Raw genomic sequence first — 14941 nt, 5'->3', positions numbered from 1 at the left:
TTGGGCTCAGCCGTTCGACTGGGATGACGCGGTAAGACCTATTCCCAGCGCGCCGAGCGCAATGGCGGCGAGCGCCCAGTAGGGGAAGCGGCGATGATGCTTCACGACATAGCCCAGGCCATCGTCGTCATCATAAGCGGCGCCATCATCGCCATCGTCGCGCGAGGAATTGCTGCGCACGGCCGGAGACTGGTTGCCGGACGTACCCGAAGGCGCGGGCTGCGCGGAAAAGGAAGCATGGCCTGAAAACGCACTCGCACGTGTGCCGGCCTCGGCAGCGACGGGGGCAATGGCGAGGCAGCCAGCCGCCGCAATTGCCATCAGGTGCGTAAAATTCATGTAGAAATCTCCAGATCCCGCAAATTTCATCCGAAATGGCATTAATTTCCTGCCGAAGACGATCCTGCTTCAATATAATACCGGCATATTGATATCCGCCATTACATGAAAAATGCAATAAATGATTGATCCGACACAGGCGGTTTGCCCCGATCGTGGCAAGGCGGGGAGCCCCCGGACGACGCGGCACCAGACGCCGGTGAAGTCCGTCAGTCCGCCGGATCGCACCTCGTCCCGCGTTGCCCGGCGGCACCGGGATCGCCGGCACCGGGATCGTCGGCAGGCGCATGCCCGACCATCGGGTGATAGCGGCGGATGTCTCCGCCGGTCACGATCGCGTCTCCATGCAGCAACCAGGCATGCGATTCGAAATCGCCCGGCGCCGGCTTGTCGACCCCGATGGCTATCCGCGTGGCGATTCCGCGTGACAGCATCCATCGCCGTGCAGCCATCGCCTGCACCAGGCAATCGGACCGCCACGGAACGCGGCGCGCGATGCGCGGCACGACGAAGCCGACAAGGTTCGCGACTTGCGCATCCGCCCGGCCGCCCTGCCCGGCCTGCCTCCCCTTGCGCGCGGACGCATCGTTCAGGCGTTCGATATCGGCCACGTCAAGGCGCGATAGCGCGATCCGCGCGCGCAGAAGTTCGAGCAGCGCACGTCCTGCCGCCAGCCAGAAGCGCGGCGAAGCGGCGGCCCGCCAGCGCGCGTTTCCGTCCGCATCGGTCCAGGTCGCGGGGATGCCCATGCCCGCCTTCATTCGCGCTTTCGCTGTCCGGAGCAAGCCCCGCGCCGGTGCCGCACGCGCCCACGGCCGGTGCCACGCCTGTTGCGCCATCCGGTCCGGGGACCGCGCGTTGAGCGGGATCGCGGCAGTCATCCGGGTGGACGGCGGCGACGCCGGACGTGCCACGATCGGGGCGATGACGGGCGCGATGGCCTATCGCGGGCCGGACGGGATCGCGCATCATGTCGCCGGCGGCGCCGCGATTGGCCATTGCATGATGCGGACCACGCCCGAATCGCTCACCGAATACCAACCGCTGGGTAACGAGGATTCCAGTGTCGTCCTTGCGATAGACGGATACCTTGCCAACCGTGACGAACTGCGCGGCGAACTGCGCGATTGCGGCGCACGCTTGCGCTCCCCTTCGGATGCTGAACTGGTGCTGCGCGCCTATGAGCGATGGGGGACGGATTGTCCGCGCCACATCGACGGCGAATTCGCTTTCGTGATCTGGGATGCACGGCGCCGGGAGGCATTTTGCGCGCGCGATCACGACGGGTTGCGCCCGCTTTATTACCATCATGCGGACGGTTGCCTGCTTGTCGCGTCCGACATGGCCGCGATCATCGCCGCGCTGCCGCGCCAGCCGGAACCGAACCCCGGTTTCATCACCGAAATCCTGGCCGATGCCTGGTACACGTCCGACGAAACCGTGTGGTCGGGCCTGATGCGGCTCGAACCCGCCCACAGCCTGCGCTTTTCGGGGGATCGGCCTGGTGGCGGAAAACTGACGACAGAGGAATACTGGACGATCCCGCTCGACCTGCGCGTGACTTACAAACGCGACGAGGACTATGCCGAACATTACCGGGCGGTGCTGTTCGATTGCGTGCGACGCGCGGCGCGCAGCAACGGCGCCCTAGCCTTCGAAGTGAGCGGCGGGCTCGATTCCTCATCGCTGTTCTGCGTTGCGGACAGGCTTTTGAAGGCGGGCGCGCTTCCCGCGCCGGGCATTGCCGGCCTTACCCTGGCAGGCCCGACGGGCAGCGGGGCGGACGAACTGGAATTTGTCGAGGCCGTCGAACGGCACCTGGGCCGCACTGTCGCCAGACAATCGCTGTTCCAGCCGCCGCTGCAATGGTTCCTGGACCAGGCCCGGATCGACTGCGATTTTCCCGTCTATCCCAACGGCCCGATGGCCATCGGCCTTGCAAGGGCCGCCGTGGAAGGCGGAAGCAGGGTGATCGTTTCGGGAAGCGGCGGCGACAACTGGCTTGACGGCAATACCCGCTATTACCGCGAACATCTTGTCATGGGAGACTGGGCCGGGCTTGCCAGAAGCCTGCGCTGCGATGCGCGGAACCTTGGCGCGCGCCGCACGGCGGAGTTGTTCCTGCGGCGCGGCATCGCGCAATTGCTTCCGCGGCGGGTGCGCATGGCGCTGCGCCCGCTGGGCGGGGCAAGGCCGGTTCGCCCGCTGCAAACGCACTTCTGGCTGTCAAAGGCCGCCAGGGAAAACCTGACCCACCGCCGCGAACGCTATGAACGCAAGCTGGCCGCCGCGCCTGAACACCTGCGCTACAAGCTTGCCACGGTCAAATCGCCGTTCAACGTGCTGGCCAACGAAATCATGGCGCGCCAGTTCGCCAGATGCGGCGCGGAAGGCAGGCAGCCGATGCTTTCGCGCAGGTTCATGGAATTCAGCGCCACGACGCCCGAACACACCCGGTTGCGCGGCGGTCTGCGCAAGTTCACGCACAGGCAGTCGCTGCGAGGCATCCTTCCCGCCGAAATCGTCAACCGCACGTCGAAGGCCTATTTCGACGGGACGTTCCACCGACATTTCGATGCCATCCGGCTACAATGCCGGACGGTGGACGATGCACGCTTCGGCCAACTGGTAAACCAGTCCGGAATAGACCGTCTTCTTGACGAATATTGCAGCACCGAGATTGACGATAGTTCGATCTGGGAGATATGGGGACTATTCGCAAGTTCCGCTTTCTATTCAAATACATCCGTTTCGGTGAAGGATTAGGAATAATGACTCCCCGCAAGCAGAACGACGGGCAAAACACCAGGTCGCGCTATGTCCGGCCCGAACTGACGGTGTTCGGATCGGTGCGCAACCTTACCGGCGGCAGTTCGGGCGATCTGGGCGATGGCAACGTCGCGAAACGCGGCCCCAAGTGATCGACCGGGAAAGCCGGCATCAAGGCGCGGGACGGTGCAAGCCGCCCTTCCCCGCGTAACACCGGGCCTGTTTCCGCGCAGGCCCGATTTCCGGCGCAGCCTTGTCGATGCACCGGCGCAAGACACGCGATGTTGAACGGGTTCGTGCAGCACCAGCCACGTGTTCAGCAACCGCTGGCAGACGCCCCTTACGACAGATGGATCGCCCCTGGCGGCGACTGTGCTGCGCTGTTCCATCGCCGCGATTACGGATACCTGCTGCGCTTTCCCGGACAGGCCGATTTCGAGATCGATATCGCAGGCAGCGAAATTCGCGCATTTCCCGCAAGCCCGGCAAAGCGCGGCGAAACCGAAACGTTATTCCACAACGCGGTCGTGCCCGTGGTGGGCAATCACCTTGGTGCGCTGAACCTGCACGGCAGCGCGGTAAGGATCGGGGGCCGGGCGGTTGCCTTCATGGGCGTATCGCGGCGCGGCAAGACGACGCTGGCCGCCGGGTTCGCCAAGGCAGGCTTTCCGTTCCTGACCGAAGACGTGTTGTCGCTGGACCAGCGGGAAGACGGCTATCATGTAAGGCCCGGCCGGCCGGTCCTGCGGCTGTTTCGCGACAGCGCGGCCTTTCTGCGCGACGAGGCAAGCGACAGGGGGAACCAAAGGAGGAAACAGGAAATGGCGGCCAGCGGGTGCCTTCCCTTTTCCGATCGGGACGCCCGGCTGGCGGGCATCTTCCTTCTCGGCCCCGGCACGGCAACCCGCGTTACGCTGCGCAAGCTCGCCCCGGCAGAGGCAATGGTGCAGTTGATGCAACACGCCTTCATACTGGACGTGGAGGATCGCAAGCGGCTGCGCAGGCATTTCGATCGCATCGCAAGCCTTTCGGAAGCGGTGCAATGCCACACGCTCGATTATCCAAGGCGGTATGATTTACTGCCTTCCATCACCGCAACGGTTATACAATGCCTTGGCGAGGAGAAACCATGACCATCGATCCGTCCGAAAGGTTCGCTGTCTCCTGCGATATCGTATCGCGCGAGGTGGGCGGGGAGTTCATCCTGCTCAACCTGGCAAGCGGCACCTATTTCGGCCTGAACGCGGTCGGCACCCGTATATGGCACCTTGTCCGCGAGGACGCGTGCTCGCTGGACGAAATCCGCGATGCGATCATGGCGGAATTCGATGTTGGGCGCGCGGAGGCGGAGCGCGACATCCACGACCTTGCCAGCGCCATGCTTGAACGCGGCCTGCTGGTGCGCGCGGCGTAGCGCGCGGCTGGATTCAGCCGTCGCGCGGCGCGGCGCGCGGGGCATCCGCAAGGTCACGCACCTGCCCGCTTTCGACGGACAGGACGCGGTCGGCAAGCGCCAGGCTGGCCGGCCTGTGCGTGATGATCAGCACCGTGCGGCCCTTCAGCGCGCTCCGGCAGGATTCGACGAAGGCCGCCTCCCCATCCAGATCGTACATCGCGGTCGCCTCGTCCAGGATCAGCACTGGCGGATCGGCGACAAGCGCGCGCGCCAGTGCGATCCGCTGGCGCTGCCCGCCCGAAAGCCTGACGCCGTGATCGCCGATCTGCGTGGCCAACCCTTTAGGCAGCGCGGAAATGAAATCTGTCGCCTGCGCCATGCGTGCGGCCTGCGCAACCTGATCGTCACTTGCGTCTTTCAGGCCGAAGGCGATGTTTTCGCGGATCGATCCGTTGAACAGCAGCGCGCGCTGGGGAACCAGTCCCAGTTGGCGGCGCAAGGACTGCACGTGCATCGCCGCAATATCCATCCCGTCCAGCATTATCCGCCCGGCCCCCGGTTCATAGAACCGCATCAACAGGCTGATCAGCGTGGACTTTCCCGCCCCGTTTTCGCCGACCAGGGCAACGGTTTCACCGGCGGCGACGCGGAAGCTGGCCCCCGCAAGCGTCTTCGGTCGCCCCGGATAGGCAAAATGCACGTCTTCGAAAGCAATCTCTCCGCGGACGGGGCCGGGCTCACCCGTGGCGCTCAACCCCGGCTCCGCCCTTTCGCGCAGCACCGCCTGCAGGCGCGAAAGCGATCCGCGCGCGATCTGGTATCGGCCGTAGACATCTGCAAGCGCGCCGATCGGCCGGGTCAGCAGCGCGGCGTAGAGCAGGAAGCTAAACACCTGCGACGGATTGCCCTGGCCAGAGCCGAGTTGCCGCCCCGCCAGCACCAGGACCGCAATTGCCGCAATCGCCGCCACCAGCCCGATCGACGGCCCGATCACCGCGTCGATGCGCGATTGCGCCACGCTTGCACGGCGCGCGCGCTCAACCCGCGCATCGTATGCGGCCTGCTGCCGGTCCTCGGCGGCGAAAGCCTTGATGGCAGGCAATATCTCAAGGTGGCTTTCGGCTTCGGCGAACAGCATCGCCTCTGCCTTTCGCGTCGCGCGCGAAAGCCACCGCAGGCGGCGCCCGACCAGCTTGAGCAGCACGTAGAAGGCGGGGACGAGGACGGGAATCGCCAGCGCCGCCACAGGATCGATCACGAACAGAAGCACCACCGCCCCGCCTGCGGTAAGCAGCATCGACGGCGCAGTGGCGAGCGTCGCGGCAAGGAACTGGCTGAGGCTGGCGACCTCATAGGTCATAAGCGCCAGCAGGTCGCCCTGGCGGCTGCGATCGTGGAATCCCGTCGGCAGCGCGACGACGTGCGCATGGACATCCCGGCGCAAGTCGGCAAGAATCCGGGCGGACGCCACGGCCGACAGGATGGCAGCCGCAACGTTCAGCGCGGTGGTAGTCGCCAGCGCGGCCAGCAACAGCGCGACCACGGCCCCAACCCCGCCGCTTTCGGCCACCACGCCGCCAAGCAGGTGCCCGGCAAGCCACGGTATCGCCAGCGTGGAGAGCGAACCCAGCACGGTCACGATGCCGATAAGCAGCAGGTCCGTGCGATAAGGCGCGGCGCGGGCAAGCAGGAAGCGCAGCTGGTTCATGCGAAAAGCCGCCTTGCACGCCGTGCCGCGATGTTGGCGAGGCGGCGGGCCTGCAGGACGAAAAGCGGCACGTTTTCGCTTTGCGGAAACAGCGGGCGCAATCGCGGCCGATCGGGAAAAAGATAGCTGGCCGCGAAGCCCGCCTTGCGGCGAAGCCCCACACATTGGCCCAGATTGCAAAGGAACCGCCCCGCCTTGCCGGTCTGCCGCAGGTAACGCGCGGCGGCCCCATCCGCCGGCATTGCCGCCAGCGTTTCGATCGGGCTTGCGGGCAGTGGCGTGGCGAAATGGCGACGGGCCAGCCGGATGCCCGAAAGGCAGGCCGGGCCAAGCCCGCGCGCCCCGCATATCCGCAACAGGTCGCGCCATTCGCCGTCCGAAAAGGTGCGCAGCAGCAGATCGTTGTCGCGCGCCCAGCCGAGCCGGTTTCCGCCGAAGACCCTGTCTTCTCCCACGCCGAAACCCTGCGCGGTGTGCAACGACTGGTTTATGCAGCACTGGACGAAGGTCAGCACCGGGTCCACCGCCCGCGCTTCCGCGCACAGGCGCGGCAGGGACACGGCCCGCGCAAAACATTCCTCCGTATCCACCGCCGCGTGCAAGGCAGGCGCATCGACGACGCGCCAGTGCAGGTCGATCGTGTGGACGAAGCCCATCCCGGTATCGAGCCGCCAGCTTTCCTGGAACAACAGGCCGATAACCGGATCGGATGCGGCAAACCCCGCCGCGCGCAAGGCCGAACGCGCAAGGGCCAGATCGCGCTCTCGCACCAGCAGGTCGGTATCGCCCCGGCGCCGCTCACCCGGCTCGGTGTAAACCGAATAGGCGAGCGCGGTGCCCTTCATCGCGAGTGCCTCGACACCCGATGCGGAAAGCCGTTTCAGCAGCGCCCTGACCGCGCCGGCGTGCGAATCTTCCCAGAAGGCCTGAAGGCGCGCCTCCTCCCGGATGCCCGACGCGATGGCCGGGGGCCAGTCCCGCCCATCGGCAATCCGTTCGGCAAGAAGGGGGGCGATGCCGTGGAACCTTATGCGCGCGGCGATTTCCGGCAGGATGTGCGGCTCTCGCCATGCATCGGGCCAGGCCGCGCCTTCGTCGCGCAGCGCCGCTCCAAGAAAATCGTCCATCGCATCGAAACCTGCCATCAGTCGCGGTCACGATGCCTTGCCGGCAGCCGGCTTTTCATTGTGTGCTTCCCGTCGGTTATCGTTTCCCGAATGCCCGAAGCACTCGATTGCCGCAAGGCGCGGATCGCGGCCCGCAAACCCGCACGACATGCCAACCGTTATGGGCTTTGTTGAAGTTTGCCCGGTGGCCGCGCTGTGCCATCGACCATCGCCGAACGGGTATGAAAGGCGGAGTGGCCGGGACTGTGATTGACCGTACCCGGAAGGGGATCGTGCTGGCCGGAGGATCGGGGACGCGCCTTTACCCGGTAACGCACGGCCTGTCGAAACAGCTTGTGCCGGTGTTCGACAAACCGATGATCTATTACCCGCTCAGCACCCTTATGCTCGCGGGCATCCGCGATGTCCTGATCATCACCACGCCCGACGATGCCGCACAGTTCCACCGCGTTCTGGGCGACGGTTCGCAATGGGGGATGGCCTTTTCCTATGCCGTCCAGCCCCGTCCGGACGGATTGGCGCAGGCTTACCTTCTTGGCGCGGATTTCGTTTCCGGCAGACCCAGCGCGCTGGTGCTGGGCGACAACATCTTTTACGGGCACGGCCTTCCCGATGTCCTGCAAAGCGCGAGCGCGCGCGAACGCGGCGCCAGCGTTTTCGCCTACCGGGTGAACAATCCCGAAGCCTATGGCGTGGTCGATTTCGACGCGCGCGGCCGGGCCATATCCATAGAGGAAAAGCCCGCCCGCCCACGGTCCAGCCATGCGGTGACCGGCCTTTATTTCTACGATGAAACCGTGGTGGAGCGCGCGCGCAGCCTGACGCCATCGCCGCGCGGAGAGCTGGAGATTACCGATCTCAACCGGCTCTACATGGATGAAGGGCTGCTCTCGGTCGAAATCATGGGGCGCGGTTTCGCCTGGCTGGACACCGGCACGCATGCCTCGCTGCTCGATGCCGGAACCTATGTGAAGATTACCGAGGAGCGTCAGGGCCTGAAAATCGCCTGCCCAGAAGAGATCGCATGGCGGCAGGGCTTCATCGACGATGCCGACCTTGAACGGATTGCCGGTCCGCTGCGCAAGTCGGGCTATGGCGAATACCTGCTTTCGCTTCTCGGCACGGAGCGCGCGGTTTGACTGTCTTAGGCCCGACCATTGCCGAATGCGGCATTCCCGGCCCGCTGCTGATTGAACCGCAGGTGTTCGGCGACGCACGCGGCTTCTTCATGGAAAGCTGGAATGCCGCCGCCTTCCGCAAGGCGGGGCTGGACGCGCAATTCGTGCAGGACAACCACAGCCGGTCGCAAAAAGGCGTGCTGCGCGGACTGCATTTCCAGATGCCGGGGGCACAGGGCAAGCTGGTGCGCGTGGTGCACGGCGCGGTGTTCGACGTTGCGGTGGACCTGCGGCGGTCGTCGCCCACGTTCGGCAAGTGGACGGGCGTGGACCTTACCGCCGCGAACAAGCGGATGTTCTGGGTGCCCGAAGGCTTCGCCCACGGTTTTCTTGCGCTGGAGGACGATACGGATGTCCTCTACAAATGCACCGCCCCCTATGCGCCGCAGAACGAACACAGCCTGGCGTGGGACGATCCCGACGTGGGCATCGAATGGCCGCTGCACGGTATCAAACCGCGCCTCTCCGCGAAGGACGCGGCAGGCGTGACGCTGGCGCAGGCAGAGACTTTCGCGTGAGAGTGCTGATTACCGGTGCATCGGGCCAGCTTGGCAGGGCGCTCGTCTCGCAGGCGCCCGCCGGATGGGAGATCGTCGCCCCCGGCCGCGACGGGCTGGACCTTGCCGATGGCGATGCCGTGCGCGCGGCGGTGCTGGCCGCGCGGCCCGGCCTGTTGCTGAACGCCGCCGCCTATACCGCGGTCGACAAGGCCGAAAGCGACGAGGAAACCGCGCTGTCCGTCAATGCCGCCGCTGTCGGCATCATGGCCGAAACGCTGCGCGAAACCGGCGGCAGGCTGGTCCACGTATCCACCGATTTCGTGTTCGATGGCGCATCGCAGCGCGCCTATCGTCCGGACGACGAACGCGCGCCCATTTCCGCATACGGCCGCACCAAGGCGGCAGGAGAGGACGCGGCCGGCTCCGATGCGCTGATCGTGCGGACGGCGTGGCTCTATTGCGCGGGCGGTCGGAACTTCGTGCGCACGATGCTGCACCTGATGCGCACGCGCGAAGAGGTTCGCGTCGTCGCGGACCAGACCGGCGCGCCGACCTGGGCGCCTGGCCTTGCGCGCGTTATCCTTGCGCTATGCGGCAAGGGCGCCACCGGCGTGTTCCACCACTGCGACGCGGGCCTTGCCAGCTGGTACGACTTTGCCGTTGCGATCCGGGAACAGGCGCTGGCGCTGGGGATGCTCAACCGGCGCGTGCCGATTATTCCGATAGCGAGCAACGATTACCCCGCACCCGCGGCGCGGCCCGCCTTCTCGGTGCTCGATTGCAGCCGCACACGCGACCTGCTGGGCGAAAGCGCCGTTCACTGGCAAGAGAACCTGCGCAAGATGCTGGAAGAGGAAAAGGCGATTGGCTGACCTGCTTGTGACCGGCGGTGCGGGATTCATCGGCGGCAACTTCGTCCATTATTGGGCGCGGCAACACCCTGACGATGCGATCGTGGTGCTCGATTCGCTCACGTATGCGGGAAATGCGGCCACGATCGCGGGGGTGGAACAGGCGGACCTGGTCGTCGGCGATATCCGCGACACCGCTCTGGTGGAACGCCTGCTGCGCGAACGCCACATCGCCACCATCGTCCATTTCGCGGCCGAGAGCCATGTCGACCGGTCCATCGGCGCGCCGGACGCCTTCATCGGCACCAACATCGTCGGAACGCAAAGCCTGCTGGAGGCCGCGCGCACGGTGTGGCTGGACGAAGGCAGCGGCAAACCGCACCGGTTCCACCACATTTCGACCGACGAGGTTTACGGATCGCTTGGCCCCGGCGATGCGCCGTTCAGCGAAACGAGCCGCTATTCGCCCAACTCCCCCTATGCGGCGGCAAAGGCATCGTCGGACCACCTTGTGCGCGCATGGCACCGCACCTTCGCGCTGGAAGTGACGACCACCAACTGTTCAAACAACTATGGTCCTTATCAGTATCCCGAAAAGCTGATCCCGCTTTTCCTGTTGAACGCGCTGTCGGGCAAACCATTGCCCATCTATGGCGACGGCCTGAACGTGCGGGACTGGCTGCACGTGGAAGACCATTGCCGCGGGATCGAAGCGGCGCTGGAGCGCGGCAGGCCGGGCGAAACCTACAACATCGGCGGGGGCGAGGAATTGCCCAACCTTGCGGTGATCGACCGCATATGCGCCGCGGTGGACCGCGCCTTTGCAGAGATCGACGGGCTGGCGGACCGCTTTCCCCGCTCGCCCGCCGCGCATGGCGGCAAGACCGACGCCCTCAAGACCTTCGTGGAAGACCGCAAGGGGCACGATCGCCGATATGCGATCGACGCGCGAAAGGCGCGCGCCGAAATCGGCTATGCCCCGCAGCGCGATTTCGCGCGCGGCCTTGCCGGCACGCTGCGCTGGTATCTGGATAACGAAGCCTGGTGGGGGCCGCTGCTGGCAACGTGACCATGCCCGACAAACCATCGCGCCGGGCCGCCTTGCCGCCCGACTGGCCATTACCGGCAACCCCCGCGCACGAAGCCCGTCCCCATCGTGGAAGTTGCAATGTTTACGTCCGATGATTTCGTGGCAATCGCCGCCATAGACAACGAATCCGTTCTGGAAGCCTGCCTTTGCCTTTCGCCCGATATCGCATCCGGGCGGCTGCCGCTGGTGACGATCAAGGGCGCCGTGAGCATGTCCTCCGCGTACAACTGCGGCCTCGACCGCACGGATGCGCGGATCTGCCTGTTTGTGCACCAGGACGTGTACCTGCCACGGGGTTGGCTGGACCGCGCAGTCGATTGCCTCAATCGTCTGACCGATGTTCATCCAGACTGGATGGTTGCCGGTCCATACGGCGTCAGGCCCGATGGCGTGCACGTGGGGCGCGTGTGGGACGTGACGATGGGAACGGAGCTGGGCACCCCCGGCTTTGCGCCCGCCGCCGTGGATTCGTTTGACGAACTGCTGCTGATCCTGCGGCGACGGGAGGGATTCCGGTTCGACGAGGCACTGCCGCATTTTCACCTTTACGGCACCGACCTTGTGCAGACGGCGCGCGACATGGGCGGCGGCAGTTGGGCCATCGAACTGCCTGTCGTTCATAACAATCGCCCGATCGCCTCACTGGGCGGCGGATACCTGAAGGCCTATCGCTATGCCCGGCACAAGTGGCGGGACCGGTTGCCCATACAGACCACGATCTGCGCGCTTTCGCGCAGTCCCGTGCCGCTTTGGCGCGCAAGGTGGCGCCGCAGGCATACAAGCGAGCGTCCGGACACATTGGGCGCGGATGCGGTTCAGGTTGCCAGGACGGCCGGTTATGAACAGGCATAAGCACGAACAGCGCGCGTCAATCGGCCGGCGCATCAAGCTTCATGCCGTGTGGCCGTGACGGTCCGGGCCACCGGACGGAGCGGGAAAGCCATCCACATCGAACCAAAATGCGCTTGGAATGCCCCGTCTCCCGGCGCAGATCGCGGCTCCACAGGTCGCCATACAGGCATCGAGTTGGCATGATTTGCAGGCCCTGACACCGGTGACGATTCCCATTGCAGATCCCGTGCCGGAGGGGCGGATGCCCGGCCCGGTCCGCATCGGCATTTCCCGCCGGGGCGAGGTTCTGCACCTGCTGCCCTTGCTGGCCCTGATCTATTCCTTCCTGCTGTTTCCGCCCGAAGTGCACTTCTATGTGTTCGGCATAAACCTGCCCGTCTATCGCCTGCTGTCGATCCTGCTTTCGTGGTATCCGGCCTGGGGCTTTGCCAGCCGCCGGTTGCGCTTCGACATTGCCGATGGCCTGATCCTCCTCGCCTCCGTGTGGATGGCGGTCTCTTTCATGCACGTTTATGGAAGCGGGACGGGGTTTGTCCGCGCTTCGGGCAATATCGTGGATTTCGCCTTCCCCTATTTCATCGCCCGCGCCGGTTTGCGCACGCCGGGCGATGTCAGGACGCTCTTCCTCCTGCTGGTTCCCGGCCTGATGCTTGCCGGGATCGAAATGATGGTTGAAAGCCTTGCGCGGCAGTTCATCGTCAGGCCGGCGTTCACCGGCATCTTCGGTCATATGCCAGCCTACGACAATGGCGATGTCGCGGGCGATCTGCATATCCGGAAAGAGTTTCGCCTGGGCGGCCTGTTGCGCGCGTTCGGGCCGTTTTCCCATCCCATCCTGGGCGGCGTGGTGCTGACAAGCACGCTGCTCGTCTATCTCAAGGGCGGCATTCGCGGATGGCCCAGATTTGCCGGACTGGCCGCCGCATCGATGGGATTTTTCGCGCTGAGTTCAGCCAGCGTGATCGCGATCCTGGCATCGGCGGGCATCTATGTCGCGGATTTCGCGCTGTCATGGTTCAGGCGGATCGGCTGGTGGATCGCGATCCTGTTTGTCCTTCTTGCGGCTTTTGCCGTCGAGTTCGGATCGAAGGGGGGCCTTATCAATATCCTGATCCGCATGACGATCGATCCGCAGACAGGCTATTATCGCAAGCTCATCTGGCAATACGGCTTGCAGTCGATCGCAAATCACCCCGTTTTCGGCATCGGCTACGCGGAATACGACCGCCCGCTTTACCTTGTTCCCAGCGCAAGCGTGGACGCGCATTTCCTGGCCGAAGGCATACGGCACGGGGTGATTGTGCCTGCAAGCCTTATGGCCGCGATTGTCATCACCATGGTCCGGCTTGGCATCGCGATCGGGCAAGGCCGGGGCACCGACCGCGATACGCTGTTCGCATTCAACTGCGCGCTATTCGTGCTGGCGCTCTCCAGCATGACAGTCACCTATTTCGGCGAAGCGCGCATCTGGTTCATGGCCATGATCGGGATCGGCGCTTCGATGGCGCAGTTGCGGCTCGTGCGCATGCCGGACCGCGCCGCTGCCGTCCCGAACAGGCCGGGCGCGCATTCTCCGGCGCGATGAGCTTTACCCGCAACAGCCTTTATGCGCTTACGGCGTCGGTATTGCCGCTGGTCAGCGCTCTTGTCACGGTGCCGCTCTATATCCGGGAAATTGGCGCGGAACGCTATGGCGCGCTGGTTATCGCGTGGACCATGCTGGGATATTTCGGCCAGGCCGATTTCGGGATCGGCCGCGCGCTGGCGCAGCGCATATCGTCCAACCGCAAGGCAAGCGCCCGCAAAATGGCGCGGATCGTATCGTCGGGCATGGCCATCCTGATCACGCTGGGCCTGGTGATGGGCCTCGTCACATATCTGGCCGCCGCATATTTCTTCGGCAATGTGATGAAAGTGGCGCCCGCGCTGAGGTCCGAACTGCTCGATTCCTTGTGGGCACTGGCGCTTTGCAATCCGGTGATGACGGTAACGGGCGCCGCCACGGGCGCGTTGATCGGCGTGGAACGGTTCAGGCGCGTCTCCATCGGCAACCTTGCGGGAAACCTTGGCCTGCAGATCCTGCCGCTTATCGCGGCCAAGGCGTTCGGCCACGACCTGGAGTGGCTGATCGCGGCGTCGCTTGCCGGTCGCTTGCTGGGGTTGGCGATCGTGGGCACCGCCGTTTGGCGAACGTTCCTTGCCGGTCAGCGGTTCGCGCCCGGCTGGGCTGAAATGCGGCGTCTCAGCCGCTTCGGCATCTGGGTCATGATTACGGCGATGGCCGTCCCGTTGATGATCTATTCCGACCGTTTCGTTATCGGAGCCGTCGCAGGCGCGATCGCAGTGGCGGTCTATACCATCCCCTATCAGGTCGCCTACCGGACGCTTCTTGTGCCAAGCGCAATCGTCAGCGTGGTTTTTCCGCGACTGGCGGCGCTGCCGGACCAGCTTGCGGCGGCCAAGTGCCGCGCATTCACGATCTTCATCGCACAGCTATTCGCGGTAATCGTGATCGGCCTGTCCTGCCTGGCGGACCCGCTCATGCACCTGTGGCTGGGTTCGCACCTCGATCCGCGTTCCGTGGGCATCGCGCGCATCATCCTGCCGGGTGTGTGGCTGCTGGCAATTGGCTCTGTTCCGTTCGCCTTCATTCAGGCGCGCGGCGACCCGCGCTTTACCGCCGCGCTGACAATCGCGGAGCTACCGTTTTACGGCATCCTGCTGTTCGCGCTGGGGCAACGGTTCGGCCTTTACGGTTTCGCTGCCGCTTTCAGTCTTCGTGCGCTGGTCGATTTTGTCGCGTTGTCATGGCGTGCGAAGCAGGGCCTTGGCACTTTGGCCGGACACCTGATGCCGGTTTCGGCGCTGGTCCTGTTTACTGCGGCAGCGGCCCCGATGTTCGAAAGCTGGGAACGGGCCATCGCCGGGGCATTCGCCCTGTGTTCGGCGGCGGCGGCGCTGATGTTCCTTTCGTTGAAGCACTTCCCTGAAGAGTTCATCGAACCGCTGGTGGCGATACCCGTGCTAGGCCCGGTCTTCGCCCGCCGCGTCCCCCTGCACGCCAATGGTTAATGCAGCCGAAGCGGGGACCGGGTGCCCGCCTGCGGCATGGCCCGGCCCCGATCCCCGTA

The 14941-nt window shown here is 65.0% G+C and carries 15 protein-coding genes; 11 read left to right on the top strand and 4 right to left on the bottom strand.

What is annotated here, in order from left to right:
* Positions 1-6: 6 nt before the first annotated feature.
* Both RXV95_RS03250 and RXV95_RS03245 read right to left on the bottom strand, forming a co-directional pair.
* Positions 7-339 carry a hypothetical protein gene (locus RXV95_RS03250; RefSeq protein WP_338467592.1) on the bottom strand — a complete coding sequence of 111 codons (333 nt, stop codon included), beginning with the start codon at positions 337-339 and terminating at the stop codon, positions 7-9.
* Positions 340-548: 209 nt separating this feature from the next.
* Positions 549-1100 carry a lasso peptide biosynthesis B2 protein gene (locus tag RXV95_RS03245; RefSeq protein ID WP_338467591.1) on the bottom strand — a complete coding sequence of 184 codons (552 nt, stop codon included), beginning with the start codon at positions 1098-1100 and terminating at the stop codon, positions 549-551.
* 97 nt (positions 1101-1197) lie between these two features.
* Here RXV95_RS03245 and RXV95_RS03240 point away from each other — a divergent pair, with 97 nt between their 5' ends.
* From RXV95_RS03240 to RXV95_RS03225, 4 genes are all read left to right on the top strand, one after another.
* Positions 1198-3105: an asparagine synthase-related protein gene (locus tag RXV95_RS03240; protein WP_338467590.1), complete on the top strand. Its 1908-nt coding sequence runs from the start codon at positions 1198-1200 to the stop codon at positions 3103-3105.
* Positions 3106-3110: 5 nt separating this feature from the next.
* Positions 3111-3260, top strand: a complete 150-nt coding sequence (locus tag RXV95_RS03235) for a hypothetical protein (protein ID WP_338467589.1) — start codon at positions 3111-3113, stop codon at positions 3258-3260.
* A 129-nt stretch (positions 3261-3389) separates the two neighbouring features.
* Entirely contained in the window at positions 3390-4241 is an 852-nt protein-coding gene (locus RXV95_RS03230) for a hypothetical protein (RefSeq protein WP_338467588.1), read from the top strand.
* Positions 4238-4522, top strand: a complete 285-nt coding sequence (locus tag RXV95_RS03225; protein ID WP_338467587.1) for a PqqD family protein — start codon at positions 4238-4240, stop codon at positions 4520-4522. The genes RXV95_RS03230 and RXV95_RS03225 overlap by 4 nt, the downstream gene beginning before the upstream one ends.
* Before the next feature lie 13 nt (positions 4523-4535).
* Here the strand turns inward: RXV95_RS03225 and RXV95_RS03220 are convergent, their stop codons facing one another.
* Positions 4536-6212, bottom strand: coding sequence for an ABC transporter ATP-binding protein (locus RXV95_RS03220; RefSeq protein WP_338467586.1), 1677 nt, complete (start codon positions 6210-6212; stop codon positions 4536-4538).
* Complete coding sequence (locus RXV95_RS03215) at positions 6209-7357, bottom strand: nucleotidyltransferase family protein (protein WP_338467585.1); 1149 nt, start codon at positions 7355-7357, stop codon at positions 6209-6211. The genes RXV95_RS03220 and RXV95_RS03215 overlap by 4 nt, the downstream gene beginning before the upstream one ends.
* A gap of 215 nt (positions 7358-7572) precedes the next feature.
* Here RXV95_RS03215 and rfbA point away from each other — a divergent pair, with 215 nt between their 5' ends.
* The 7 genes from rfbA to RXV95_RS03180 all read left to right on the top strand — a co-directional run bounded on the left by rfbA (position 7573) and on the right by RXV95_RS03180 (position 14882).
* The gene (rfbA, locus tag RXV95_RS03210; RefSeq protein ID WP_338467584.1) at positions 7573-8478 is read left to right on the top strand and encodes a glucose-1-phosphate thymidylyltransferase RfbA; all 906 of its coding nucleotides are present in this window, start codon (positions 7573-7575) and stop codon (positions 8476-8478) included.
* Complete coding sequence (gene rfbC / locus RXV95_RS03205; RefSeq protein WP_338467583.1) at positions 8475-9035, top strand: dTDP-4-dehydrorhamnose 3,5-epimerase; 561 nt, start codon at positions 8475-8477, stop codon at positions 9033-9035. Before rfbA ends, rfbC begins: the two co-directional genes overlap by 4 nt.
* A complete protein-coding gene (gene rfbD, locus RXV95_RS03200; RefSeq protein WP_338467582.1) occupies positions 9032-9889 on the top strand; it encodes a dTDP-4-dehydrorhamnose reductase in 858 nt (285 codons plus the stop codon). The genes rfbC and rfbD overlap by 4 nt, the downstream gene beginning before the upstream one ends.
* Positions 9882-10937, top strand: coding sequence for a dTDP-glucose 4,6-dehydratase (gene rfbB, locus RXV95_RS03195; protein WP_338467581.1), 1056 nt, complete (start codon positions 9882-9884; stop codon positions 10935-10937). Before rfbD ends, rfbB begins: the two co-directional genes overlap by 8 nt.
* 99 nt (positions 10938-11036) lie before the next feature.
* The gene (locus RXV95_RS03190; RefSeq protein WP_338467580.1) at positions 11037-11810 is read left to right on the top strand and encodes a glycosyltransferase; all 774 of its coding nucleotides are present in this window, start codon (positions 11037-11039) and stop codon (positions 11808-11810) included.
* A gap of 118 nt (positions 11811-11928) precedes the next feature.
* The gene (locus RXV95_RS03185) at positions 11929-13395 is read left to right on the top strand and encodes an O-antigen ligase family protein (RefSeq protein WP_338467579.1); all 1467 of its coding nucleotides are present in this window, start codon (positions 11929-11931) and stop codon (positions 13393-13395) included.
* The gene (locus RXV95_RS03180; protein ID WP_338467578.1) at positions 13392-14882 is read left to right on the top strand and encodes a flippase; all 1491 of its coding nucleotides are present in this window, start codon (positions 13392-13394) and stop codon (positions 14880-14882) included. Before RXV95_RS03185 ends, RXV95_RS03180 begins: the two co-directional genes overlap by 4 nt.
* The last annotated feature ends 59 nt before the right edge of the window (positions 14883-14941 follow it).

The organism is Novosphingobium sp. ZN18A2 (assembly GCF_036784765.1).
Taxonomy (GTDB): domain Bacteria; phylum Pseudomonadota; class Alphaproteobacteria; order Sphingomonadales; family Sphingomonadaceae; genus Novosphingobium.
Note: the sequence above shows the minus strand (reverse complement) of the source record. Positions and strands in the feature narration are given on the sequence as shown.